At 75.5% G+C, this 23,980-nt stretch carries 20 protein-coding genes and 2 pseudogenes; 14 read left to right on the top strand and 8 right to left on the bottom strand.

What is annotated here, in order from left to right:
* Position 1 precedes the first annotated feature (1 nt).
* Together ACY1JF_RS19710 and ACY1JF_RS19705 are read left to right on the top strand one after the other, a co-directional pair.
* On the top strand, positions 2-691 hold the full coding sequence (locus ACY1JF_RS19710) for an HAD-IA family hydrolase (protein ID WP_462706467.1): 690 nt from the start codon (positions 2-4) through the stop codon (positions 689-691).
* 2 nt (positions 692-693) lie between these two features.
* Positions 694-1,614, top strand: coding sequence for an ROK family protein (locus ACY1JF_RS19705; protein ID WP_462706466.1), 921 nt, complete (start codon positions 694-696; stop codon positions 1,612-1,614).
* Positions 1,615-2,291: 677 nt separating this feature from the next.
* Here the strand turns inward: ACY1JF_RS19705 and mhpA are convergent.
* Positions 2,292-3,944, bottom strand: coding sequence for a bifunctional 3-(3-hydroxy-phenyl)propionate/3-hydroxycinnamic acid hydroxylase MhpA (gene mhpA / locus ACY1JF_RS19700; RefSeq protein WP_462706465.1), 1,653 nt, complete (start codon positions 3,942-3,944; stop codon positions 2,292-2,294).
* Positions 3,945-4,150: 206 nt separating this feature from the next.
* Between mhpA and ACY1JF_RS19695 the strand changes: the two genes are divergently transcribed.
* The 5 genes from ACY1JF_RS19695 (at position 4,151) to ACY1JF_RS19675 (ending at position 8,266) form a co-directional block, all read left to right on the top strand.
* Complete coding sequence (locus ACY1JF_RS19695) at positions 4,151-4,924, top strand: thioesterase II family protein (protein WP_462706464.1); 774 nt, start codon at positions 4,151-4,153, stop codon at positions 4,922-4,924.
* 34 nt (positions 4,925-4,958) lie between these two features.
* Positions 4,959-6,323, top strand: a complete 1,365-nt coding sequence (locus tag ACY1JF_RS19690; protein ID WP_462706463.1) for a cation:proton antiporter — start codon at positions 4,959-4,961, stop codon at positions 6,321-6,323.
* Entirely contained in the window at positions 6,320-6,760 is a 441-nt protein-coding gene (locus tag ACY1JF_RS19685) for a type II 3-dehydroquinate dehydratase (RefSeq protein ID WP_462706462.1), read from the top strand. Before ACY1JF_RS19690 ends, ACY1JF_RS19685 begins: the two co-directional genes overlap by 4 nt.
* A gap of 177 nt (positions 6,761-6,937) precedes the next feature.
* A complete protein-coding gene (locus ACY1JF_RS19680) occupies positions 6,938-7,630 on the top strand; it encodes an alpha/beta fold hydrolase (protein ID WP_462706461.1) in 693 nt (230 codons plus the stop codon).
* A gap of 51 nt (positions 7,631-7,681) precedes the next feature.
* Positions 7,682-8,266, top strand: a complete 585-nt coding sequence (locus ACY1JF_RS19675; protein ID WP_462706460.1) for an SRPBCC domain-containing protein — start codon at positions 7,682-7,684, stop codon at positions 8,264-8,266.
* A 280-nt stretch (positions 8,267-8,546) separates the two neighbouring features.
* Here ACY1JF_RS19675 and ACY1JF_RS19670 read toward each other — a convergent pair.
* Positions 8,547-8,749: pseudogene (locus ACY1JF_RS19670) on the bottom strand (transposase family protein); the annotation flags it as partial.
* A 415-nt stretch (positions 8,750-9,164) separates the two neighbouring features.
* Here ACY1JF_RS19670 and rsgA point away from each other — a divergent pair.
* The 3 genes and pseudogenes from rsgA to ACY1JF_RS19655 all read left to right on the top strand — a co-directional run.
* Positions 9,165-10,322, top strand: a complete 1,158-nt coding sequence (gene rsgA, locus ACY1JF_RS19665; protein ID WP_462706459.1) for a ribosome small subunit-dependent GTPase A — start codon at positions 9,165-9,167, stop codon at positions 10,320-10,322.
* Positions 10,319-11,764 carry a DNA-3-methyladenine glycosylase 2 family protein gene (locus ACY1JF_RS19660; protein ID WP_462706458.1) on the top strand — a complete coding sequence of 482 codons (1,446 nt, stop codon included), beginning with the start codon at positions 10,319-10,321 and terminating at the stop codon, positions 11,762-11,764. The genes rsgA and ACY1JF_RS19660 overlap by 4 nt, the downstream gene beginning before the upstream one ends.
* A 32-nt stretch (positions 11,765-11,796) precedes the next feature.
* Positions 11,797-12,288, top strand: a pseudogene (locus tag ACY1JF_RS19655) (methylated-DNA--[protein]-cysteine S-methyltransferase); the annotation flags it as partial.
* An 8-nt stretch (positions 12,289-12,296) separates the two neighbouring features.
* On the opposite strand, the gene ACY1JF_RS19650 reads toward ACY1JF_RS19655, so the two are convergent.
* Entirely contained in the window at positions 12,297-12,776 is a 480-nt protein-coding gene (locus ACY1JF_RS19650; RefSeq protein ID WP_462706457.1) for a DUF456 domain-containing protein, read from the bottom strand.
* A gap of 52 nt (positions 12,777-12,828) precedes the next feature.
* Positions 12,829-13,812, bottom strand: coding sequence for a helix-turn-helix domain-containing protein (locus tag ACY1JF_RS19645; protein ID WP_462706456.1), 984 nt, complete (start codon positions 13,810-13,812; stop codon positions 12,829-12,831).
* A 368-nt stretch (positions 13,813-14,180) separates the two neighbouring features.
* On the opposite strand from ACY1JF_RS19645, the gene ACY1JF_RS19640 reads away from it, so the two are divergent.
* The 3 genes from ACY1JF_RS19640 (at position 14,181) to ACY1JF_RS19630 (ending at position 17,995) form a co-directional block, all read left to right on the top strand.
* Positions 14,181-15,548, top strand: a complete 1,368-nt coding sequence (locus tag ACY1JF_RS19640; protein WP_462706455.1) for a protein phosphatase 2C domain-containing protein — start codon at positions 14,181-14,183, stop codon at positions 15,546-15,548.
* A gap of 28 nt (positions 15,549-15,576) precedes the next feature.
* A complete protein-coding gene (locus ACY1JF_RS19635; protein ID WP_462706454.1) occupies positions 15,577-17,322 on the top strand; it encodes a pyruvate dehydrogenase in 1,746 nt (581 codons plus the stop codon).
* A gap of 289 nt (positions 17,323-17,611) precedes the next feature.
* Positions 17,612-17,995, top strand: a complete 384-nt coding sequence (locus ACY1JF_RS19630; protein WP_462706478.1) for an ATP-binding protein — start codon at positions 17,612-17,614, stop codon at positions 17,993-17,995.
* Positions 17,996-18,079: 84 nt separating this feature from the next.
* On the opposite strand, the gene ACY1JF_RS19625 is transcribed toward ACY1JF_RS19630, so the two are convergent.
* Positions 18,080-19,120 carry a DUF2637 domain-containing protein gene (locus ACY1JF_RS19625; RefSeq protein WP_462706453.1) on the bottom strand — a complete coding sequence of 347 codons (1,041 nt, stop codon included), beginning with the start codon at positions 19,118-19,120 and terminating at the stop codon, positions 18,080-18,082.
* A gap of 341 nt (positions 19,121-19,461) precedes the next feature.
* Entirely contained in the window at positions 19,462-20,307 is an 846-nt protein-coding gene (locus ACY1JF_RS19620; protein WP_462706452.1) for a (2Fe-2S)-binding protein, read from the bottom strand.
* A gap of 169 nt (positions 20,308-20,476) precedes the next feature.
* Between ACY1JF_RS19620 and ACY1JF_RS19615 the strand changes: the two genes are divergently transcribed.
* Entirely contained in the window at positions 20,477-21,268 is a 792-nt protein-coding gene (locus tag ACY1JF_RS19615; protein ID WP_462706451.1) for a GntR family transcriptional regulator, read from the top strand.
* A gap of 18 nt (positions 21,269-21,286) precedes the next feature.
* On the opposite strand, the gene ACY1JF_RS19610 is transcribed toward ACY1JF_RS19615, so the two are convergent.
* Both ACY1JF_RS19610 and ACY1JF_RS19605 read right to left on the bottom strand, forming a co-directional pair.
* Positions 21,287-22,069 carry a hypothetical protein gene (locus tag ACY1JF_RS19610; protein ID WP_462706450.1) on the bottom strand — a complete coding sequence of 261 codons (783 nt, stop codon included), beginning with the start codon at positions 22,067-22,069 and terminating at the stop codon, positions 21,287-21,289.
* Between the two features lie 135 nt (positions 22,070-22,204).
* On the bottom strand, positions 22,205-23,917 hold the full coding sequence (locus ACY1JF_RS19605; protein ID WP_462706449.1) for a PucR family transcriptional regulator: 1,713 nt from the start codon (positions 23,915-23,917) through the stop codon (positions 22,205-22,207).
* Positions 23,918-23,980 lie beyond the last annotated feature (63 nt).

Here is a 23,980-nt window from a genome sequence, read left to right as displayed (position 1 = left end):
CATGACAGTCCACTCGCCCGACATCGCCCCGGCCGGCCTCCTGACGACACCCCGGCGGGCGGTCGTCTTCGACCTGGACGGGGTGATCGTCGACAGCTTCCCGGTCATGCGGGAGGCCTTCGCGGTCGCCTACGCGGAGGTCGTCGGCGACGGCCCGGCGCCGTTCGAGGAGTACGTGCGCCACCAGGGGCGCTACTTCCCCGACATCATGCGGATCATGGGGCTGCCGCCGGAGATGGAGGAGCCCTTCGTCCGGGAGAGCTACCGGCTCGCCCACCGCGTGGAGGTCTTCGACGGCGTCCTCGAACTCCTGCTGACCCTGCGGGTACGCGGCCTGCGGCTGGCCGTGGCCACCGGCAAGGCCGGGGACCGCGCCCGCTCGCTGCTCCGGGGACTGGGCCTGCTGCCGTTCTTCGCGCACGTCATCGGCTCCGACGAGGTGGCCCGGCCCAAGCCCGCGCCGGACATCGTGCGGCGCGCGCTGGAACTGCTGGACGTGCCGCCCGAACAGGCCGTCATGATCGGCGACGCGCCCACCGACCTGGCCAGCGCCCGCGGTGCCGGTGTCGCCTGCGCCGCCGCCCTGTGGGTCGGCCCCGACGAGGAGGAACTGCTCGCCGCCGGGCCCGACGCGGTGCTGCGCCGCCCCGGGGACCTGCTCGCCCTGTGCCCGGCCGTGGCGGGCGGCTGAACGTGCCGGCCCTCCGGGACCGGCGGCCCGGCGCCGCCCCCGCGCCGGGCCGCCTCGGCATCGACGTCGGCGGCACCAAGGTCGCGTTCCGCGCGGAGAGCGGCGACGGCCGCGTCGAGGAGTCGTCCTTCACCTGGGGTCCGCACCGGGACGCCGGCCGCGACCTGGCCGATCTCGCCGCCCACCTGGAGGCGTCCCCCGCCCTCACGGACGTACGGGCCGTCGGCGTGGCCATGCCCGCCACCGTCGGCCCCGACGAACGGATCACCGCCTGGCCCAGCCGCCCCGCCTGGGCCGGGCTCGCCCTGGGCCCGGCCCTGCGCGCCCTGTTCCCCGGCGCGGCGGTCGCCTGGGCGGACGACGGCGACCTCGGCGCCCTCGCCGAGGCGGACGCGGCGGACTGCGCCCACCTCCTCTACCTCGGGGTCGGCACCGGAGTCGGCGGCGGCCTCGTGCTGGGCGGCGCCCTGTGCCCCGGTCCCGCCCGCGGCTCCTTCGAGATCGGCCACCTCGTGATCGACCAGGACGGGCCCGCGTGCGTGTGCGGTCGCCGGGGATGCCTCCAGGCGACCGCGTCCGGACCGGCCACCCTCGCCCACGCCGCCTCGCTGCGCGGCGCCCCGGTCACCTTCGACGAACTGCGGACGGGACTGCGCGACCGCCTGCCCTGGGCGGTCGCGTCCCTGGACCGTACGGCCCGCGCCCTGGCGACGGCCATCGCGGGCGTCGGCGAACTCGTGCGTCCCGAACGCGCCCTGCTGGGCGGCGGCTTCGCCGCGGGCGTCCCGGACCTCCTGGCCGCCGTCACCGCCCACCTGACGTCCCTCGCCCGCCCCGGCCACCCCACCCCACCGCTCGCCCCGGCCCGTCTGGGCGGCCTGTCGTCCCTGCGCGGCGCGGTACTCCTCGCGCACCGCCTCTGACCCGCCCCGCCGGGGGCTTCCCGCCCCACCGGCACGGCGGCACCTGTCCGCACGGCGGCGATCGCCCGCGGGACGGTCGCCCGCGGGACGGTCACCCGCGGGGTGGTCACCCGCGGGGTGGTCGTGCCGCCCGGTCCGCCGCCGGCTTCTCGCCGCGGGGGAGCTGCCCGCGCGCGACGCCGACCGGCCACCGGGCGGTCGCGCCGTCCGGTCCGTCGTCCGTTTCCGGTCGGGCGGGCTATGTCTGGCTCCGTGTGCGGCCGGTCCTCTGCCGGGCGGTCGTGCCGTCCGGTCCGTCGTCCGTTTCCGGTCGGGCGGGTTATGTCTGGCTCCGTGTGCGGCCGGTCCTCTGCCGGGTGGTCGTGCCGTCCGGTCCGCCGCCCGTCGCCGACCGCGCGGTCGCCTCTGCTTCCGCGCGCCCCCGGTGGCCTGCCGGGCGGCCCCGCTGCCTCGGGTCCGGACCCGGCCCCGGACCCGAAGCAGCGCCCGCTCCCCGCCGGGCGCCCCGGCAGCCCGCGCCGTCCCGGCAGTTCCGTGCAGCACCCCTGTCCCCCCGTCACCTCCGTTGCCCCCGTCGAGCCCGTCACCCCTGTCGCCCCCGCCGAGCCCGTCACCTCCGTTGCCCCGTCGACTCCGCGTCTCCCCGGCCCGGCCCGGCCCGTCCTGGCCCGTCCCGTTCAGCCGACGCGGCTCGCGGGCGCCGGTGCCGGGGCGGGCGCGGTCAGCCGGGTGCGGAAGCCGTCCACCAGCGCGGCCACCCCGGCCGGACCGTCCGCCGCGCCGAAGACGTGGTAGTCGGGACGGACCAGCAGCGCGGTCGCCCCGTACCGGTCGAGGAAGCCGGACAGCACCCCGTCGCCGTCCACCGCGTCGACCGGCCCGCCCGCGCCCTCGTACGACGCGCCGGCCGGTCGCAGGCGGACCACCTCCGCGCCGACGGTCCGCAGGAAGGACAGCCGTTGCGGCGTGAGCGCCGACTCCGCCCCGGACGTGACGAACAGGACGAAACCACGGCCCACCGGGTCGTCCAGCATCTCCCCGTCGGCCGGCCGCAGCAGCCGGCCGTGCGGCAGCACCTCGCCCGCCGGCGGCACCCGGGTCTCCGCGCCGGCGCCCGGCGGGCGGTGCAGCAGGCCGCAGGTGACCGGCCGAGCCGGATCCGGCCGGCCCGGCCCCCGCCGGTTCGCCAGCACCGTCGCGTCGCGCTCCGCCGCGGCCGTCGCGTCCGTCACACAGATCAGCCGCCCCAGCTGCACCGACGCCAGGATCGACTCGCGCACCTGTGCACGGCGCTCCTCGGTGTAGGTGTCGAGCAGTGACCGGGGGGCGGTGCCGCGCAGCACGAGGTCCAGCCGCCACGCCAGGCCGGCCACGTCCCGGACGCCCGAGCACATGCCCTGCCCAGCGAACGGCGGCATCAGATGGGCGGCGTCCCCGGCCAGCAGCACGTGCCCCGTCCGCCACTCGTCGGCCCACCGGGCCTGGAAGATGTACGTCGTGCTGCGCAGCAGCCGGGCCGTGTCCGGGGTCACATCGAACGGGGCGAGCAGCCGCCACGCGGTCTCCTCCCGGTTCAGGTCGGCCGCCCGCTCGCCCGGCAGCCGCATGAACTCCCAGCGCCGGTGCCCCGGCCCGCTACCGACCATCGTGGTGGGCCGCGCCGGGTCGCAGAGCTGCACGTTGGTCGGCACGAACGCGCGCGGCTCGCGCAGCTCCACGTCGCACAGCAGCCACTCGTAGGAGAACCCGAGGTCGGTGACGGACACGCCCATCCGGTCCCGTACGAAGCTGTTGGCGCCGTCGCAGCCGACCACCCAGCGCGCCGGGAACGTCCGCGTCCTCCCGTCGTCGTCCTCGGCGGTCACCGTCACCCCGTCCGGGCCGTCGGCGAGGTCCACGACCCGCTGCCCGCGCAGCACCGTGATGCCCGGCAGCCGCGCGGCGCGGGCGGCGAGCAGCTCCTCCAGCGCGGGCTGGTGCATGGTGTTGGCGTCGGGCCAGCCGTAGGGGCCCTCGGTGGTGAACTCGATGTCCAGCAGCGTCTTCCCGTCCGCCGTCCGCCACTGGTAGCCGGTGCCCGGCTCGGTGATCCGGCCCAGCTCCCCGCCGATACCCGTACCGGCCAGCAGCCGGGCCGTCTCCCCGTCGAAACTCGTCGCCCGGGGCAGTGTGTACGGCCGCCGCCGGCGTTCGAGGACGGTGACCCGCCAGCCGCGCTGCGCCAGCAGCACGGACAGTACCGAGCCGACCGGCCCGTACCCGACGACGAGCACATCCGTCCCCGGTGAACTGGTGGACGTCGTCGCGTCGTCGGATGACACATCGGACATGGGAACCCCCTCGGTGCGGCCCGGGCGACGGCCCTGCTCGGGTGACTCCGGTGAGCGTACGGCCGGGCGGCGCGTTCGGGCGGGGTCGCGCGCGAGGGCTATCAGGTTGGGGGATACCGGCCCCGCGACGGCCCGGCCTACGCTGCCGAAGTCCCGCACCAGACGCTGATCCCCGCGGTCTCCGACGTGAAAGCGAGCCATTCGGCATGCCTGGAGCAACGGCACAGTTCGAGAAGTGGGTCAGTGTCTTCCGCCCCTCGCCGAACAGCGCGGTACGGCTCGTCTGCCTGCCCCACGCCGGCGGTTCGGCGAGCTTCTTCTTCCCGGTCGCCACGGCTCTCGCGCCCACGGTGGAGGTCCTGGCCGTCCAGTACCCGGGACGGCAGACGCGCCGCGACGAACCCGGCATCGACAACATCCCCGACTACGCCGACCAGATCTTCGCGGCCCTGCGCCACCTGGACGACCGGCCGCTCGCCCTGTTCGGGCACAGCATGGGCGCCGTCCTCGCCTACGAGGTGGCCCTGCGCATGCGCGAGGCCCGGATGCCCGCCCCGGTACGGCTGTACGCCTCCGGCCGGCGCGCCCCCTCCCGGTACCGCGACGAGCACGTGCACGCGGCGACCGACGAGGAGGTGCTGGCGGAGCTGCGCAACCTCAGCGGGCCCGGCCAGGAGATCCTCGCCGACCCCGAGGTGCTGGCGATGTTCCTGCCGGCGATCCGCAGCGACTACGCCGCCGTCGAGAACTACCGGCACGACCCCGGCCGGCTGCTCGACTGCCCGGTGACCGTGCTCACCGGCGACGCCGATCCCCGGACCACCCTGGACGAGGCACGCGCCTGGGAGGCGCACACCACCGGGCCGACCGACGTACACGTCTTCCCCGGCGGCCACTTCTTCCACGTCGAGCGGAGCGCCGAGGTCATCGCACTGCTGGCCCGCGGTCTGAGCGGCCAGGGCGCCGGAACCGTCCGCTGACTCCGTCGAACCGCTCCCGAAGAGGGAAGAGCCCATGACGCTCGCCAACCCGGTGCCGACCATGGCCCCGCACTCGCTCCTGGTCTTCCTCCTCCAACTCGCCTTCCTGCTGCTGTTCGCCCTCGTCCTGGGCCGGCTCGCCGAACGCTTCCGGATGCCCGCGGTCGTGGGCGAGCTGTGCGCGGGCATGCTGCTGGGACCGTCCCTGCTCCAGCACCTGCTGCCCGCCTTCTCCGACTGGCTGCTGCCCCGGCAGCCGGAGCAGATGCACATGCTCGACGCCACCGGCCAGCTCGGGGTGCTGCTCCTCGTCGGGGTCACCGGCGCCGAACTGAACTTCGGCCTCGTCCGCAAGCGCGGGGTCACCGCGGCCCGGGTCAGCGTCGCCGGCCTGGTGCTGCCGCTCGGCCTCGGCATCGCCACCGGGTTCGCGCTGAGCGGCGTTCTCCTGCCGGACGGCGTCGACTCCACGGTCTTCGCGTTCTTCCTCGGCGTGGCGATGTGCGTCACCGCGATCCCGGTGATCGCCAAGACCCTGCTCGACATGAACCTGCTGCACCGCGACATCGGCCAGCTGATCCTGTCCGCCGGTGTCGTGGACGACGTCGTGGGCTGGTTCCTGCTGTCCGTGGTCTCCGCGATGGCCACCGCCGGACTGACCGCGGGGGTCATGGCGGTCTCCGTGCTCTACCCGGTCGGTGCCGTGCTGTTCGCCCTGCTGATCGGCCGCCCGGTGGTGGGGGCCCTGCTGCGGTGGGCGGGACGGGCCGACGGCCCCGCGCCCACGATCATGACGGTCGTGGTCCTGGTCCTGTTCGGGGCCGCGGCCACCCAGGCCATGGAACTGGAGGCGATCTTCGGCGCGTTCGTCGTCGGCGCGCTGGTCGGTACCAGCCGGGACCTGGACCGGGAGAAGCTGGAACCGCTGAAGACCACCGTGCTGGCCTTCCTCGCGCCGCTGTTCTTCGCCACCGCCGGACTGCGGATGGACCTCACCGGCCTGCGCCACCCGGAGGTCCTCGCCGCGGCCCTCGCCGTGCTCGCCGTCGCCGTCGTCGGCAAGTTCTCCGGCGCCTTCCTCGGCGCCCGGTTCAGCCGCCTCAACCGCTGGGAGGCGCTGGCCCTGGGGGCCGGGATGAACTGCCGTGGTGTGGTGGAGGTCGTCGTCGCGATGACCGGCCTGCGCCTGGGCGTCCTGGACACCGACTCCTACACCATCATCGTCCTGGTCGCGATCGTGACCTCGCTGATGGCGCCGCCCGTGCTGCGGGTGGCGATGACCCGCGCCGAGGAACGCGCCGAGGCCGAACTCACCCGTGAGGACCCCGGCTCCGGCACCGCCGGGCCCCTGCCCGGTCCCGGGCGGCCCGGCGCGTCGAACAGTGAGGTGACCCCATGAGGACCCTGCTCCTGCTGAACGGCCCCAACCTCGGCATCCTGGGCCGCCGCCAACCGGAGATCTACGGCACCGAGACCCTCGCCGACATCGAGAAGTCCGTCACCGCCGAGGTGAGCGGCGCGGGCTGGCAGGTGCTCTCCCTCCAGCACGACTCCGAGGGCGACCTGGTGCGCGACATCAACCGGCACCACGACACCGTCGGCGCCATCGTCAACCCCGGGGCGCTGATGATGGCCGGCTGGAGCCTGCGCGACTCCCTCGCCGCCTACCCGCGGCCCTGGATCGAGGTGCACCTGAGCAACGTGTGGGCCAGGGAGCGGTTCCGGCACGAGTCCGTGATCGCCCCGCTGGCCTCCGGCGTCGTCGTCGGCCTGGGCGCCCTGGGCTACCGGCTGGCCGCGAAGGCACTGCTGGAACTGGCCGAGGCGGACCGCTGACGACCGGCGGACCAGCCCTGCCGTGCCCGCGCCCGCGCCTCACCGCACCCGCGTCCACGCCCTGCCGTGCCCGCGCCCGCGCCTCACCGCACCCGCGTCCACGCCCTGCCGTGCCCGCTCCTCACCGCACCCGCGCCTCACCGCACCCGCGTCCGCGTCGCGAAAGGAACCCGGCTCATGAAGCTCGCCCTGCACGAGGTCGGCGACGGCGACCGGACGGCCCTGCTCGTCCACGGCGTGATGTCGTCGGCGGCCACCTGGCGCCGGGTGGCCCCGGCCCTCGCCGAGCGCGGTTACCGCGTGATCATGCCGGACCTGCGCGGCCACGGGGACAGCCCGCACGCCGACGCGTACACGCCCGAACTGCTCGCCGCCGACCTGGTGGAGTCGGTCCAGACCCCCGTCGACCTGGCCCTCGCCCACTCCTTCGCCGCCCCCGTGCTCGCCCTCGCGGTGCCCGGCCTGCGCCCGGCCCGGGTCGTCTACAGCGACCCGGCGTGGCGGCTCGGCGTCAAGTCGGTCGACGAGGTACGGGAGTTCGCGCAGGCCACCAAGGCGGCGACCGCCGAGAGCATCCGCCGGCTCTGCCCCCGCTGGCAGCCCGAGGACATCGAGGCGGAGCTGGCCGGATACGCCCGCTGGGACGTCCGGGCCATCGAGTGGCTGCGCAGCGACCGCGACCTGGTCCCCGCGCGCGCCGAGGTGCCCACGCTCGTCCAGGGCGCCGGCGATCGCCACCTGGTACCGGACGAGATGGCCGAACGGCTCCGCGGGCTGGGCTGCGAGGTGGTGTACGTGCCGGACACCGGCCACTGCGTCCACCGCGACGACCTCGACGGCTTCCTGAAGTCCCTGGACGGCTGGCTCTGACCACGGGGCAGGGCGCCCGGCCGGCGCCCCGCCCCGTGCTAGGTTGACGCGATGTGCGCAGATCACCTCACGCGGGCACAGGCGGGGAGCGTCCCGGCCGCCGGCCCGACGCCCCGCGTGCTGCACGGCTCGTTCACGCTCGACCTGGACTTCTCGGTGCCCCGCGCCGAGGTCTTCCGCGGCTTCTCCGACCCGTCCCTGCGGCGCCGCTGGTCCCGCCTGCCGGGCGGGTCCGCCACCGCCGAGCACGAACTGGACTTCCGGGTCGGCGGCGGCGAGATTGCCCGCAACGTCTTCGTCTCGGGTGACACCGAGGAACACCTCGCCTACCGCTCCCGCTTCCTGGACATCGTGCCGGACACCCGGATCGTCCACGTCTACGAGGCCGAGGTCGACGGCATCACCCGCTGGGTCTCCCTCGTCACCGTCGAACTGGACGACGACCCCGCCGGTTCCCGTCTGACCTGGACCGAGCAGTACACGTGGCTGGTGCCCAGCGGGGACGGCACGCAGGACACCGCCCACCTCCGCGGCGGCACCCGCCTGCGGCTCAACGGCCTGTCCACGGTGGTGGACCCCGGCCGCCACCGCGGCCTGTACCGCCCCGGTGCGCCGACCGGCACCACCGCGCCGTAGCCGGCCTCGCGGACAACCACCGGCGTGCCGCCGGCTCTCCTCCTGTCCGTTCCCGCGGCCCCGTCGCGCCGACGGGACCGCCCCGGGTGATCCGGGAGGCGCCGGCCGGCGGCTGCCGTCGCGACCGGCGCCTCCCGCGTCCGGAAGACCGTCGGGTCCACCTCTGTGGCCGCCTGCCGGCCCCGGTCCCTCCTCTCCCGTACCCGTCGGGTGCGGTGCCGCGGCCACCGCTTCCCAGGACGCGACCGAGCCAGAAGCGCGGGCAGGACCGGACCCCCGCGGCCCCGGTGACGTACCGGCAGGCGGTCGTGGTCCCGATGCCGAAGCTCGCCGCGAGCTGGGTGTATGGGCGTGGCGCAGGTGGGCGAGCGCGAGCGGGTCCTGCCGGCCGGCGTTCAGCCGACGCCACCGGCTGCTGATCGCACGGCGGCGTTCACGCAGACGGGCGGTGAGGAAGTGATGATGCGCGCTGGACAGGTCCAGCCGGGACGGGCGGACAAGCGCGTGAAGCCTCCGGCGGAACGGGTGATCTTGGTTGTGAACCCGTCCGTCAAGGGCTTCACCCGTCTGTCACGCCAAGGGTCGAACCGCATCAGCACGTTGGAAAAGGATCATTGACAGTCCGAGCTGCGTCCGAGTCGCCCTGTGCCAACCGCGGGAAAAACACTCGCGGCCGTCGGCGCGGGTGGCTACGCTCATGTTCATTCTCGCGGCCGCTGCGTGCCGCTGTTGTCCGCTGTGCGTGATCTTGGAGGTGTTGACCGATGGCTGTCGTTGCGATGGGCGTTGCCCGCATCCGGAAGTTCATCAAGTCCACCTCTGTGGTCGCCGGCTGATCTCACTCTCATCGCGCGTCCGACCGCGCGGCGCCGGGGCCACCCATGCGAAGGGTCACCCCTTGTCTCTCTCCTCTCTGCCGAGTCCGGCTTCGTCGCATCCTCTGGCCCCGTATGGCTGGGACGCGAACTGGGCGTCCGAGTTCGCTCCCTACGCCGAGCAGGGTCTCCTGCCCGGCCGGGTCGTCCGGGTCGACCGTGGCCTGTGCGACGTCGTCACCCCGGCCGGCACCGTCCGCGCCGACACCGAGTTCGTCGTTCCCCGTGACCCGATGAAGGTCGTGTGCACGGGGGACTGGGTCGCTGTCGACCCGGAGGGCAGCGAGCCGCGGTACGTACGGACCCTGCTGCCGCGCCGCACCGCCTTCGTGCGCTCGACCTCCTCCAAGCGTTCCGAGGGCCAGGTGCTGGCCACCAACATCGACCACGTCGTCATCTGTGTGTCGCTCGCGGTCGAGCTCGACCTCGGGCGGATCGAACGGTTCCTGGCGCTCGCCATGTCCAGTTCGCACGGTGAGGCCCTGCTGCGCGGGCCGGCGCTCTCCCGGGAGCCCGGCGCGCAGCCCGTCGTCGTGCTCACCAAGGCCGACCTCGTGCCCGACCCGGTGACGCTGGCGCACCTCGTGCGGGACGTCGAGACCAGTGCGCCCGGTGTGCCGGTGCTGCCGGTCAGCGCCGCGCTGGGGGAGGGGCTGGACGTCCTCGGCGCCGTCGTCTCCGGGGGCACCGCCGTGCTGCTCGGACAGTCCGGCGCGGGCAAGTCCACCCTCGCCAACGCGCTGCTCGGCGAGGACGTCATGGACGTACGGGCCACCCGTGACGTCGACGGCAAGGGACGGCACACCACCACCACCCGCAACCTGCTCGTCCTGCCCGGCGGGGGTGTGCTGATCGACACGCCGGGGCTGCGCGGGGTCGGGCTGTGGGACGCCGGGCACGGCGTCGGTCAGGTGTTCGCCGAGATCGCGGAGCTGGCCGAGGAGTGCCGGTTCCACGACTGCGCCCACGAGAGCGAGCCGGGCTGCGCGGTGCTGGCCGCCGTCGACACCGGCGAACTGCCCGGACGGCGGCTGGAGAGCTACCGCAAGCTGCTGCGGGAGAACCAGCGGATCGTCGCCAAGAGCGATGCCCGGGTCCGGGCCGAGCTGCGCAAGGAGTGGAAGCGCCGGGGAGCCGAGGGGCGGGCGGCCATGGAGGCCAAGCGGGGCCGTCTCGGATGACCCCGCCGGACGCGGTGTCCGATTTCCGCCAGCCCGCAGGGGCGGGGTGGCGGAGACTGGACGGTGTGGAAGGCGACGACGACAGCAGGTACGAGGCCGTGCGGAGCCGGGACGGCCGGTTCGACGGGGTGTTCTTCTTCGCCGTCGAGACGACCGGTGTGTACTGCCGGCCGAGCTGCCCCGCCCGCACGCCGAACCGCTGCAACGTGCGGTTCTTCGTGACGGCCGCCGCCGCGCAGGGCTCCGGGTTCCGGGCCTGCCGGCGGTGCCGTCCGGACGCCGTGCCCGGCTCGGCGGAGTGGGACGTGCGCGCCGACGTCGTGGGCCGGGCCGTGCGGCTGATCGGCGACGGCGTCGTCGACCGGGAAGGGGTGGCGGGGCTCGCCGGCCGGCTCGGGTACAGCAGCCGGCAGGTGCAGCGCCAGCTCACCGCCGAGCTGGGCGCCGGGCCGGTCGCCCTGGCCCGCGCCCAGCGGGCGCACACCGCGCGCGTGCTGCTCCAGACCACCGGCCTGCCGGTCACCGAGGTCGCGTTCGCCGCGGGCTTCGGCAGCGTGCGGCAGTTCAACGACACCATCAGGAGCGTGTACGCCGACACCCCCCGCGGGCTGCGCGCCGCAGCCCCGGCCCGCGACCGGGCGGCCCCCGGCGCCGGCATACCGCTGCGGCTCGCCCACCGGGGGCCCTACCCGGCCGGGCCCGTCTTCGACCTGCTCCAGCGGGAGGCCCTGGCCAAAGTGGAGGAGGTGAGCGGGGTGCCCGGCCGCCGCGTCTACCGGCGCACCCTCCGGCTGCCCTACGGCACCGGCGTCGCCGCCGTCGACGAGCGGCCGGGCGGGCGGGGCGGGGGCTTTGGCGGCTGGCTCGACGCGCGGCTGCTGCTCACCGACCCGCGCGACCTGACCACCGCCGTACGGCGCCTGCGGCGGCTGTTCGACCTGGACGCCGACCCGTACGCCGTCGACGGACGGCTCGGCGCCGACCCCCGCCTCGCCCCGCTGGTCGCCGCCCGCCCCGGCCTGCGCTCACCGGGCGCCGCCGACCCGGAGGAACTGGCGGTACGGCTGCTGACCGGCGGGGCGGGCGCCGAACGGCTCGTCGCACGGTACGGCAAGCGGCTCGACGCGCCCTGCGGCGGCCTCACCCACCTCTTCCCCGAACCGGCGACGATCGCCGAGGCCGAGCCGCACGGCACCCTCGGCGCGCTCACCGCCGCCCTCGCCGACGGCACCGTACGCCTCGACGCGGGCGCCGACCGGGACGAGGCCGAGGCCGCCCTGCTCGCCCTGCCCGGCATGGACCCGGCGACCGTCGCCGCCGTCCGCACCCGCGCCCTCGGCGACCCGGACGCGGCCCCGCCCGGCGCCGACGTCCCCGACACCTGGCGCCCCTGGCGCTCGTACGCCCTGAACCACCTGCGCGCAGCGGGGGAGTTGGAGTGATCACACAGATGGACACGCACAGGAAGACGCACATGGACACGCGTACGTACTGGACCGAGGTCGACAGTCCCGTCGGGCCGCTGCTGCTGACCGCCGGGGCGGACGGGGCGCTGACCTCGCTGTCCGTGCCCGGGCAGAAGGGCGGGCGGACCGTCCGGGACGGCGAGGACTGGCGGGCCGACCCCGGCCCCTTCCGGGAGGCCGTGGCACAGCTCGGCGCCTACTTCGCCGGGGAGCTGACCGTCTTCCGGCTGCCGCTGCGCGCCGAGGGCACCGCCTTCCGGACGAAGGTGTGGGAGGCCCTCGACACCGTGCCCTACGGCACGACCACGACGTACGGCGCGATCGCCGCCCGGGTCGGCGCCTCCCGGGCCGCCGTACGGGCCGTGGGCGGTGCGATCGGCGCCAACCCGCTGCTGATCCTGCGCCCCTGCCACCGGGTGATCGGCGCCGACGGCTCCCTGACCGGGTACGCGGGCGGCCTGGAACGCAAGACGCGGCTGCTGCTCCTGGAGGGAGTCCTGGGCGCGGATCAGCCGGCGACCACCGCGCCCAGCCACGCCCCGGCGATCAGCAGGCAGGCGAACAGCTCCGTCAGCACGCTCCAGCCGCCCGAGCGCATCGCCGAGCGCACGGCCGCGACCGCCTCGCCGTGACGGCCCAGACGCAGCCGTTCGGCCAGGTAGATCCCGCCGAGGAAGCCGGGGACGGTGCCCACCACGGGGAGCAGGACGAACCCGAGGAGGGCGCCGCCGCCCGCGTACGCCGCCAGCCGGCCCTCGGCGTTTCCCGCCCGCCGCCGGGACGGCAGGGCCCAGCGCACCGCCAGGGACAGCAGCAGCACGCCCGTCGCGCCGGCCAGGACCGCCCAGGCCAGGGGGCGCGGGTCCTTCAGCGCCCACCACAGGACCGCCGCCCACACCAGCCAGGACCCGGGGACACCGGGCAGCAGGACGCCGCCCAGCCCGAGCAGGACGACCAGGCCCACGAGCAGGAGGTCCACCACTCCCATCCGACCAGGGTGCGCCCGCGGGCGCCCGTCCGCAGAACGGGGGGCCGGGACGTCAGCGCTCCCGGGTCACCCAGCCCCGCTCGTAGGCGTGCCAGCCCAGTTGCAGCCGGGTCGCCACGCCGGTCAGGTCCATCAGCCGCCTCACCCGGCGCTGCACGGTCCGCAGGCCCAGGTCGAGCTGTTTGGCGGCGCTCGCGTCGGTCAGCCCGGCCAGCAGCAGGGAGAGTATCTCCAGGTCGGTGGCGTCGGGGCGGCCGGGGGAGTCCTCGGTCACGCCGCGGGCGCCGAGCCGCAGCGGCAGGGCGTCCCGCCACACCGACTCGAACAGGCCGGTGAGCAGTTCCAGCAGGCCGCTGGCGTGCACCACCAGCGCGGCGGGCTCGGCGGACCGGGCGGTGAGCGGTACCAGCGCGAGGGTGCCGTCGACGACCAGCAGCTCGGCCGGCACCCGCTCCACCACCCGGACCTCCTCGCCGCGGCCGAGGGCCGCGGTCAGCTCGGTGACGCCGTCCGTCCGGTCCAGTACCGCCCGCTCCACCACCGCCCGGTAGCGCACGCCCCGCGCGGCGGCCTCCTCCCGCGCGTGGTCCTCCACGCCGGTGACGGCGACCGGGGCGCCGGTGACCAGCGCGCACACCTCCTCGGCCGCGCCCAGCCGGAGCTGGAGGAAGCGCCGGGTGACCGCCGCGGCACCGGTCACCACCTCGACCAGGTCGTGCACCGCGGGCTCGCCGGCCGCCGCGCGGTACTCCTCGGCCAGCAGGGCGGCGGCCAGTTCCGCCTTCTCCAGGGCGTGCCGGTGCTGGGTGAGCAGGGCGCCCAGCGCCACGCCCGGCGGCGCCGCCACCCAGCGGCCCGGCCGCACGGGGGACTGGGCCGCCAGACCGTTCTGTTCCAGCCGTCGCAGCGCCCGCTCGGTGTCCCGCTCGCCGAGCGCCAGCCGCCGGGCGAGATCGGGCACGTCGGCGGCGCCCACGGACACCAGGGCGCGGTACGCCGACTCCTGGGCCTCCTCCAGCCCCAGCACTCCCAGCATCGAACGCCGTCCCTCCCCTTGATCCCGGCTGACGCCGACCCGTGGACCGCTCTCCGTGGCGGGAAGCGGCCACGGCGCGAACCCGCCTCGGGAACATCATCGCGGTAGTGGCGGCCACCGCGCCAAGGCGGTGTCACCGAGCCGCCCGGTGGCGCCCGGCATCCGGCGGCCGTCGCGCCGCCGCGCCGTGATCGGAGCCCTGACCTGAGCCGACGCGCGCGGGGACACGGGACCGGTGCGCCGTGCTGCCGTCCCGCTGCCGCCGGGCGGTCCTCCCGTGGGGTGCGGGACTGCCCGGCGGCCCCCACCGCGCCGGTTCTTCCGGACGCGCCGTTTCCAACCGGCCCGGGCGGTGGACAATTGGGGGCATGAGTCAGCAGGGGGAAAGTCCCACCGGCCGGGAGGACCACTGGTGGGGGGAGCTGTACGACGACTCCAGCGACGACACCGGGGAGACGGCCGCGGCCGACTCCCTCGACGACCGGTTCGCCTCCGCGACGGGAGCGCTGGACGACCACCCCGGCCGGCGCCCCCCTCCCCCCACCTCACCCCCACCCCCGCTCCCCGCGAACTGGCCCCCGGCCCACCGCGACGACCCGTCCCCCGCGCCCCCGGCCCACCGCGACGACCCGTCCCCCGCGCCCCCGGACCCCCGAGCCGGGACGGACGGAGCGCCACCGGCCCCCGCCGGGTCGGCGTCCGGCCAGGCCGGCCGGCTCCGTCGGCCCGTTCGGCCCCGCCGGCCCGGCCGCCCCTTCGCGGCGGACCGCGTCGGCTCGGGCCCGCCCCCCTGCGACCCGGAGCCTGCCGCCCTGCCGCCCGCCGACCCGGAGGCCCTCGGCGACCTGGTCCCGGACACCGTGCTGGACGGCGCCCGGTACGGGGCCTGCACACTGCGGGCGCTGTCCGCGCGCGGCGACCTCGCGCGCCACCGGGGGGACCCGCGCCGCGACGCCCTGCTCACCGCCCGCTTCGGGACGGGCGACGACGCCCTGGTCCTGGTCGCGATGGCCACCGGCGCCCGCGCCGCGACCGGCGCCCACCGCGCCGCCGCCGAGCTGTGCCGCTGGATCGGCCGGGCCGTGGGCCGCAGCCACGTCCGGCTGGCCGAGGACCTGCGGGCCGCCCGCCGCGGTGAGCTGAAGTCCGGTCTGCGCCGCCTCACCGACCGCGGCCTGGGCCGGCTCCGGGCCAGCGCCACCGAGCAGGGCCTGGCGCCGGAGGAGTACACGGCCGGGCTGCGCTGCCTGCTGCTGCCCGCCGACCCCGGCTGCCGCACCCGGGTGTTCTTCGGCGTCGGCGCGGGCGGTCTGTTCCGGCTGCGGGACGGCGTCTGGCAGGACATGGAGCCCCCGCCCGCCGACCTCACCGGCGAACCCGTGGTCGGATTCGGTTCGCCCCCCGCCGGGGCGGCCCCCGAGGCCCCCGGCGGTGATCGGCTCACCCTGGACCTCGGCGCCCCCGCGCCGCCGGGCCCGTACGACGAGCCGGGCGCCGGGCCGCCCCGCCGGCCCTTCCGGTTCCGGGCCTCCGTCGCCCGCCCGGGTGATGTCCTGCTGCTGTGCACCGAGGGCCTGGCCGGCCCCCTGCGGGGCGAGCCCGCCCTCCGTGACCACCTCGCCGGACGGTGGTCCGGCCGCACCCCGCCGGGCCTGGCCGGCTTCCTCGCCGACGCCCGCGCCCGGGTCGAGGGGTACGCCGACGACCGTACGGCCGCCGCCGTGTGGGAGGCATGAACGGGGCCCTTGTGCCTACATGGACAGCATGGCCAAACAGAAGAACGTCGCCGAACAGTTCGTCGACATCCTCGTCCGCGCCGGAGTGGAACGCCTCTACGGTGTCGTCGGCGACAGCCTCAACCCGGTCGTGGACGCCGTGCGCCGCCACTCCGGCATCGACTGGGTGCACGTACGGCACGAGGAGACCGCCGCCTTCGCGGCCGGTGCCGAGGCGCAGATCACCGGCAGGCTGACCGCCTGCGCCGGGTCCTGCGGCCCCGGCCACCTGCACCTGATCAACGGCCTGTACGACGCCCACCGCTCCATGGCGCCCGTGCTCGCCCTGGCCTCGCACATCCCCTCCAGCGAGATCGGTCTCGGCTACTTCCAGGAGACCCACCCCGACCACCTCTTCCGCGAGTGCAGCCACTACTGCGAGATGATCTCCAGCCCGAAGCAGATGCCCCGGCTCCTGGACACCGCCATCCAGAACGCCGTCGGCCGCTCCGGCGTCAGCGTCGTCACCCTGCCCGGTGACATCGCCGGCGAGCCGGCCCCCGAGGCCGCCGTCGAGACCGCCCTCGTCACCTCCCGGCCCACTGTCCGCCCCGGCGACGAGGTGATCGACCGGCTGGTGAAGCTGATCGACGACGCCGACAAGGTCACCCTCTTCTGCGGCAGCGGTACGGCGGGCGCGCACGCGGAGGTGATGGAGTTCGCCGGGAAGATCAAGAGCCCCGTGGGACACGCCCTGCGCGGCAAGGAGTGGATCCAGTACGACAACCCGTACGACGTCGGGATGAGCGGTCTGCTCGGGTACGGCGCCGCCTACGAGGCCACCCACGAGTGCGACCTGCTGATCCTGCTCGGCACGGACTTCCCCTACAGCGCCTTCCTGCCCGACGACGTCAAGATCGCCCAGATCGACGTCCGGCCGGAGAACCTGGGCCGCCGCTCCAAGCTGGACCTGGCGGTGTGGGGCGACGTGCGGGAGACCCTGCGGTGCCTGATCCCGCGTGTCAAGGAGAAGAAGAGCCGCAAGTTCCTCGACCGGATGCTGAAGAAGCACGCGGACGCCCTGGAGGGCGTGGTCAAGGCGTACACCCGCAAGGTCGACAAGCACGTGCCGATCCACCCGGAGTACGTGGCCGCCGTACTGGACGAGGTCGCCGCCGACGACGCGGTGTTCACCATCGACACCGGGATGTGCAACGTCTGGGGCGCCCGGTACATCACGCCCAACGGGCGGCGCCGGATCATCGGTTCGTTCTCGCACGGCTCGATGGCCAACGCGCTGCCGATGGCGATCGGGGCCCAGTTCACCGACCGCGGGCGGCAGGTCGTCTCGATGTCCGGCGACGGCGGGTTCTCCATGCTGATGGGCGACTTCCTCACCCTCGTCCAGTACGACCTGCCGGTGAAGGTCGTGCTGTTCGACAACTCCTCGCTGGGGATGGTCGAACTGGAGATGCTGGTCGCCGGGCTGCCGTCGCACGGCACGGCCAACAAGAACCCCGACTTCGCCGCCGTCGCCGAGGCCTGCGGCGCCTTCGGGGTGCGGGTGGAGAAGCCCAAGGACCTGGCGGGCGCGCTGAAGGCGGCGTTCAAGCACAAGGGCCCGGCCCTCGTCGACGTCGTCACCGACCCCAACGCCCTGTCCATCCCGCCGAAGATCAGCGCCGACATGGTGACCGGGTTCGCCCTGTCCGCCTCCAAGATCGTCCTGGACGGCGGCGTCGGCCGCATGCTCCAGATGGCCCGCTCCAACCTGCGCAACCTGCCGCGTCCCTAGAAGGCCGGTGACGGCCGCGGGCGACGGTGTTCGGCCATTTCCTGGCCGAACACCGGGTATGGACGGTCACCGTGGGTGTCCGGATGACTGCCCGGCCCGCCACGGGGGCATGGAACACCGTGAACGTGTTCGAGCGCGGCGGAAGAGCGGTACCGGGACGCGGGCGGGGGACATGGAGCGGCAGGCACGCAGGGGCGGACCCGTGGCGGTGGGGATCCGCCCGGTGGACGAGGCGGCGGACGAGAAGGCCGGCGAGAAGGCGGACGACGGCGAGAAGGCCGGCGACGCGATGGACGGGGCGTCCGGGATCAGGTGCCGGCTCCGGCGGTGCGACCTGGAGGCGGTGCCCGAAGCGCGCCGGGCGTTACGGGCGCTGCTGCGGCACTGGGAGCGGCCCGGCCGCTCGGAGACCGCGGAACTGCTCGCCAGCGAGCTGGTCACCAACGCGCTGGTCCACACCGACCACGACGCGGTCCTGACCGCCACCCTGGGGCCCCGGGGGCTGCGGGTGGAGGTGCGGGACTTCGTGTCCCGGTGGCCCCGGCCGCGCGCCGTGGACCCCGGTGCCAGCACCAGCGGCAGGGGGCTGCTGCTGGTCCAGTCCCTCGCCGACGCCTGGGGGGTGCGGGCGCACGCCGTGGGGAAGTCGGTCTGGTTCGAACTGGACGCCTGACCCGCCTGAATTCGCAGGACGACGGGAACGCCGAAGGGGCGCGGCCCACGGGCCGCGCCCCTTCCGGCACCGGTGCGCCGGCGCCTAACCGAACTGCTGCTCGAGGTCCTTGAGCTTGCGCTCCAGGGAGTCCAGCCGCGGCAGCGCCTGGGTGTCGTCCTCGGCGGTGAGGTCCACGGTGACCGGGTCACTCGTGCCGCGTACGGGCTGCAACGAGGGAAGGCGGCGTGCGGGCAGTTGCTCCAAAGGCGCTATGGCAGGCTCCGCGGAGGCTTGATCGGAGCCCCGCTCCACGGCCTGCACCTCGACCTGGCGTCCGCCACGGCCGGGGAAGCCGCGGTGGCCCCGGCTGATCGCCTTCAGCTGCGCCCGCTCCAGCCGGCCGTGCTCGCGCTGGCGCCGCTTCTCCTCGTCCCTCTTGCGCTTGTCGTCGCGCACCTCCTCGACCGCCTCGTCCAGGCTGCGCACGCCCTCCAGGAGCATCAGCGACCAGGCGCCGTAGGTCTCCCGGGGAGCGCGCAGCCAGCGGACGATACGGATCTGCGGCAGCGGACGGGGCACCAGGCCCTGCTCGCGCAGCGCGGCCCGGCGGGTCTGCTTCAGCGCCCGGTCGAACAGCACGGCCGCCGACAGGGACATGCCCGCGAAGAAGTGCGGAGCGCCGGCGTGGCCCGCGCCCCGGGGGGCGTGCACCCAGTTGAACCAGGCCGCCGCCAGGGCGAACGTCCACACCAGAATGCGGGAGCCGAGCGCCGCGTCACCGTGGCTGGCCTCGCGGACCGCGAGGACGGAGCAGAACATCGCCGCACCGTCGAGGCCGAACGGGACCAGGTACTGCCAGCCGCCGCTCAGGCCGAGGTTCTGCTCGCCGAAGCCGACCAGACCGTGGAAGGAGAGCGCCGCCGCGACCGCGGCACAGCAGAAGAGGAGGAGGTAGGAGAAGGCGCCGTACAGGGTCTCCTTGCGCCTGCGACGCTCCTCTGCCCGCTCCCACGAGTCGTCCGCGCTCGCGTCCTTCCCCGAGGAGCGCTTGCCGCGCGCGAGCACCGCCACCGCCGCAAGCATGCCCAGGAGCAGTACGGCGCCCGGAAGCAGCCAGTTCAGCGATATGTCGGTCAGTCTCATCTAGGGGTCCCTTGCATTGGGATAGGGCGTAACGCCCGCCATAGTGGCCCAACTCCGCCTGCCCTCAGGGGTTTTCGGGGCAAGAGGCCGCCAAGGGAGTGCGTGGGGGCGGTCCGGGGCGGCATTCTGCTCGAACTGGCGCTGGAGTGGCGAGAGTTGAGTTCGAACAAGAATACCCGCACGGGTGGTTCCGTGGGAACTTCCTGCAACCCATGGGGAAGGTGTGAATGGGCGTGGCGGTGCGGGTGTCACCCGCGCGGACGATCTTAAGCGACGGCCGCGGCACTCCCGTCCGACGGGGTGCGTCACGGGGCGTCCGCCGGGCCCGGGCGGAGGCGGCGTCAGCCCGCCTGGGCGAGGAGCTTGCCGACGCGGTCCGCCTCGGGCGTGCGCGGACAGGCGGCGCAGGCGTCCTGGGGGCGCAGGGTGTAGAACATGCAGCAGCTCGCCCGGTCTCGGGTGGGCAGCGACTCGCCGTTCGGCCCGGTCAGCTCGCGGAACGCCGCCGCGCCGACGTACGGCCGGGTCGAGCCCGGCAGCAGCAGCTCCAGTTCGCGGCGGGCCCGGTCGCGCTCGCCGAGCAGGTGGGCGACGTACCACAGGCCCTCCACGACCTCGTCGGTCGCCATGCCCCACAGGGCCCGTCCGCGCCGGCGCATCCGGGGGCCGAAACCGGCCAGCAACGGTTCCAGGTGGTCCGCGACCGCGGCCCGCACCTCGGCGCGCAGCGCCTCCTCGTCGGCGACGACGCGGGCGCCGGGCAGGGCCGCGGCCGGATCGCCGGGCAGGCAGGCGAACCCGTCCGGGCGGACGGCCATGCGGCCCAGCGGCAGGTCCTCGGCGCCGCGGTGGTAGGCGACGCGCGTCACGGGCAGGCGGGGGACCCTGCGGTGCAGGAACCAGGGGACCGTGATCAGCAGACAGGCCGGCCAGGCGTACCGGTGCAGGCCGAAGGTCGCCACCACGTCCGGCCGCGCCCGCTGCCCGTAGTTCCGTACCACCTGCGCCTCGTCCCAGGCCAGGAACGCCTCCAGGGCGTCCCCGCCCTCCGCGAGCGCGGCGGCCGTCACCCAGCCGCCGCCCTCGGGCAGCGGCTCCTCAGGGGCCCGCTCCAGGGCGGCGAAGGAGGGCAGCACCTCGGACAGGCGGGCGTAGGAGTCCGCGACGGACGAGCGGGGCACGGGCATGCGGGGACCACCGATCCACGTCGGTCGAACGAGCTGTTTAAAGGTAAGCCTAACCTTACCCAAGATCCCCGGAATGTGAACTGGCGCGATGTGCCCCTAAGGTGCTTGACGGACGAGTGGCAACCCGCCGTAATGACCTCAAGTACCGACACGTCCCCAGGAGGACCCCGTGGACCCCGTGAGGGAGGGCGCGCAGAGCCTCGCCGAGACGGGGACCCCCGCCCTGCGGACGGCGTCGGCGGCCGGGGTGCCCGGGCCCGCGCCCGTACGCGGTGAGCACACCCGCGCCGGGACGCCGCCGCCCCCTCCCCGCCCCCGGCCCCTCGTCCAGCGGTCCTCCGTGCGCGGACAGGTCCTGGACGCCCTGCGCACCGCGCTGGCCGCCGGCGAACTGCGGCCCGGCGAGGTCTACTCGGCGCCCGCGCTCGGCGAGCGGTTCGGGGTGTCGGCCACCCCCGTGCGGGAGGCGATGCAGCAGCTCGCGCAGGAGGGAGCCGTCGCGGTCGTGCCGAACCGGGGTTTCCGGGTCGTCGAGCGGGGCGCGCGCGAGCTCGCCGAACTGGCCGAGATCCGTGCGCTGATCGAGGCCCCGGTACTGCTGCGGCTGTCCCGTACGGTGCCCGCCGAACGCTGGGCAGAGCTGCGCCCGCTGGCCGAGGCGACCGTCCGGGCCGCCTCCTCGGGCACCCGCGCCGGCTACGCCGAGGCCGACCGCGCCTTCCACCGCGCGGTGCTGGCGCTGGCCGGCAACGAGCAGCTGGTGCGGATCGCCGAGGACCTGCACCGCCGGGCGCAGTGGCCGCCGGCCGGCGTCCCCGTCCCGCGCGGCCGGGCCGACCTGATCGCCGACGCCCACCAGCACACCGCGCTGCTGGACGCGCTGATCGCCGGGGACGCGGAGCTGGTGCGGACCCTGGTGGGGGAGCACTTCGCGACGGAGGGCGGGCCGGCGTCCCCGTGAGGGGCGTCGCGCCGCAGGTCACGCCGTGGCCGCCCCCGCCGCCGGCGGACTCAGCTGCCGGGCCAGCCAGGTCGGGACGCCGCCGAGGAGGCGGAACAGGCGGCGGGCCTCCTCGCGCAGCCGGGACGCCTCCGGCTCCGGTTCCGTCTCCGCCAGGGAGACCAGCGCCGGGGCGGTGCCCACGAGGTACCCCAGCTCCTCCCGGATCCGCAGGGACTCGCTGAAGCCGTGCCGGGCCTCGGCCCGTTCACCGTCCCGCAGGGCCAGCCCGGCCAGGTGCCGCCACGTGCACGACAGCAGCAGCGGGTCGGCGTGCGCGGTGGCCCCGGCGTGCGCCCGCCGGTAGGCGGCCCGCGCGGCCTGCGGGGAGCCGGTGAGGTTCTCTGCGAGCAGCCCGCGCCGGAAGTCCAGCAGGGCCCGTCCCGGCGCTCCCGGGGTGATCAGCGCCGCCGCCCGGCCCAGCGCCGCCCGCGCCTCGTCGGCCCGGTCCCGCACCCCGTGCAGCGTCGCCGCGTACGCGAGCTGTCCGCGTTCGCAGGCGGCGGCCCCGCGCTCGTCGTCGCTGTCCGCCAGCGCCTCCGCCGTGCGCAGCGCGTCCTCCGCCTCCGCCCAGCCCTGCTCGGTGTACAGGCACCGCTCCACCAGCAGCGCGGCCCGCTGGAGCGCCAAGGCCGCGGTGGCCGGTTGCAGGAGGGCGGCGGCGTCGGCCCAGCAGGCCCGCGAGCGCAGCCGCCACACGGCGGTCCCGAGCGGATCGTCACTGGCGGTGGTTCCCGTACCGGACATGGCGGAGTGCGCCACGTTGCCCTCCCTAGCACGCCGTCGAGCCCGAGTGGTGGCCGCATCTCAGCACGGAACGAGGGGCCCGGCCAAGGGGGCGGGTGAAGGATTTCACAAAGTCGTGGGACTCCGGGCGGGGAGGTCCGGCGCGGTCCCTCAGCCCATCCGCAGCGCCAGGAAGAAATCCAGCTTGTCCTCCAGGCGCGACAGGTCACGCCCCGTCAACTGCTCGATCCGCCCGACGCGGTAGCGCAGCGTGTTGACGTGCAGGTGCAGCCGGCCCGCGCAGCGCGTCCAGGAGCCGTCCGACTCCAGGAACGCCTCCAGCGTCGGGATCAGCTCGGCGCGGTGGCGCCGGTCGTACTCCCGCAGGGGGTCCAGCAGCCGGGCGGTGAAGGCCCGGCGCACGTCGTCGGGGACGAAGGGCAGGAGCAGGACGTGCGAGGCCAGTTCCTGGTGCCCGGCCGCGCAGACCCGGCCGGGCCGCGCCGCGGCCACCCGCCGGGCGTGCCGCGCCTCCTCCAGCGCGCCGCGCAGCCCCTCCGCCGAGTGCACGGCCGCGCTCACCCCGACCGTGACCCGCCCGTCGTCGCCGAGCCCGGCCGACAGCGGTTCCCGTACGGCCTCCAGGAGGGCGTCGGCGAGGAAGCCCGCCTCACCGCCGTCGTGCTCCCGGGCGACCGCCGGCAGCGGTACGAGGGCGACGGCCTCGTCACCGGCGTGCGCGACGGCGATCCGGTCGGAGTGCTCGGGCCCGCGGGCGCCGGGGTCGACCAGGATCTCCTCCAGCAGCGCCTGGGCGACCGCGCCGGTGCCGGCCGCCGGTCCCTCGGGCCGCCCGGCCTCCCCGGCTCCCCCGGACTCCACCCGCGCCACGACCACCTGCCAGTGCGGGGCGGCGCCGAGGCCCGGCAGCAGCACCGGCGCCGCGACCCGCAGCCGCGCCGCGATCTCGGCGGGCGCGGCGCCCGACTGGACCAGTTCGAGGATCTCCTGCGCCAGGCGCCGCCGGACCGTGCGGGCCGCCTCCCGGCGGTCCCGTTCGACGGCTATCAGCTGGGTGACGCCGTGCAGCAGGTCCAGCCGCTCCTCCGCCCAGTCCCCGGCGTCCGCCTCGACGGCCAGCAGCCACTCGGAGAGCACCGCCTCCCGCACGCCGGGGGAGGCCCCCGCACCCCGGCCGGGCCGCTGCCCCCCGCCGCGCACCGGGAAGAGGCTGTACGCCGTCGGGCCGACCCGCACCCGGTGCGGGGGCCGCCGGCCGGCGCGCGTGGCCGCCAGGTGCTCCGCCGCGAGCCGCGCGCGCACCTCACCGGGGAGCGCGGACCCCGCCGTCTTGGCGCCCGCGACCTGCCGCCCGGTCGGCGACAGCACCCAGGCCCGCAGGTCCAGGTCGGTGCCGAGCAGCTCCAGGACGACGTCCGGGCCGCCGCCCGCCGGGCCGGAGGACATCATCCGGCGGTGCCGGTCGACCACGGCCGCGAGGTCCCCGGCGCGCTCCCCGGAGACCTGCCGTACCACGTGCTCGGTGATCGTCGCGAACGCCACCGACTCGTGCACCGCGAACAGCGGCAGCCGGTGCCGGGCGCACGCCACCACCAGGTCCTCCGGGACACTGCCCAGCTCCGCCTCCCCGGCGGCGAGCGCGGCCACCCCGTTGCGCACCAGGATGCGGACGAACGGGTCGGAGTCCGCCGCGTCGCGCCGCCAGGCCAGCCCGGTCAGGACCAGTTCGCCGCCGGAGAGGTAGCGGCTGGGGTCCCGCAGGTCGGTGGTCATCACGCCGCGCACCGCACGGTCCAGCTCGTGCTCGCCGCCGAGCAGCTTGAGGCCCAGCGCGTCGGTGTCCAGCAGTGCCCGCAGCCGCATGTCGTCGCCGCCGTTCCCTGTCTCGAAGCGGTCTTCCGGGTCACGCCGACGGGTCGCGCGTTT

This window comes from Streptomyces sp. SYSU D01066-1 (genome assembly GCF_054956795.1).
Note: the sequence above shows the minus strand (reverse complement) of the source record. Positions and strands in the feature narration are given on the sequence as shown.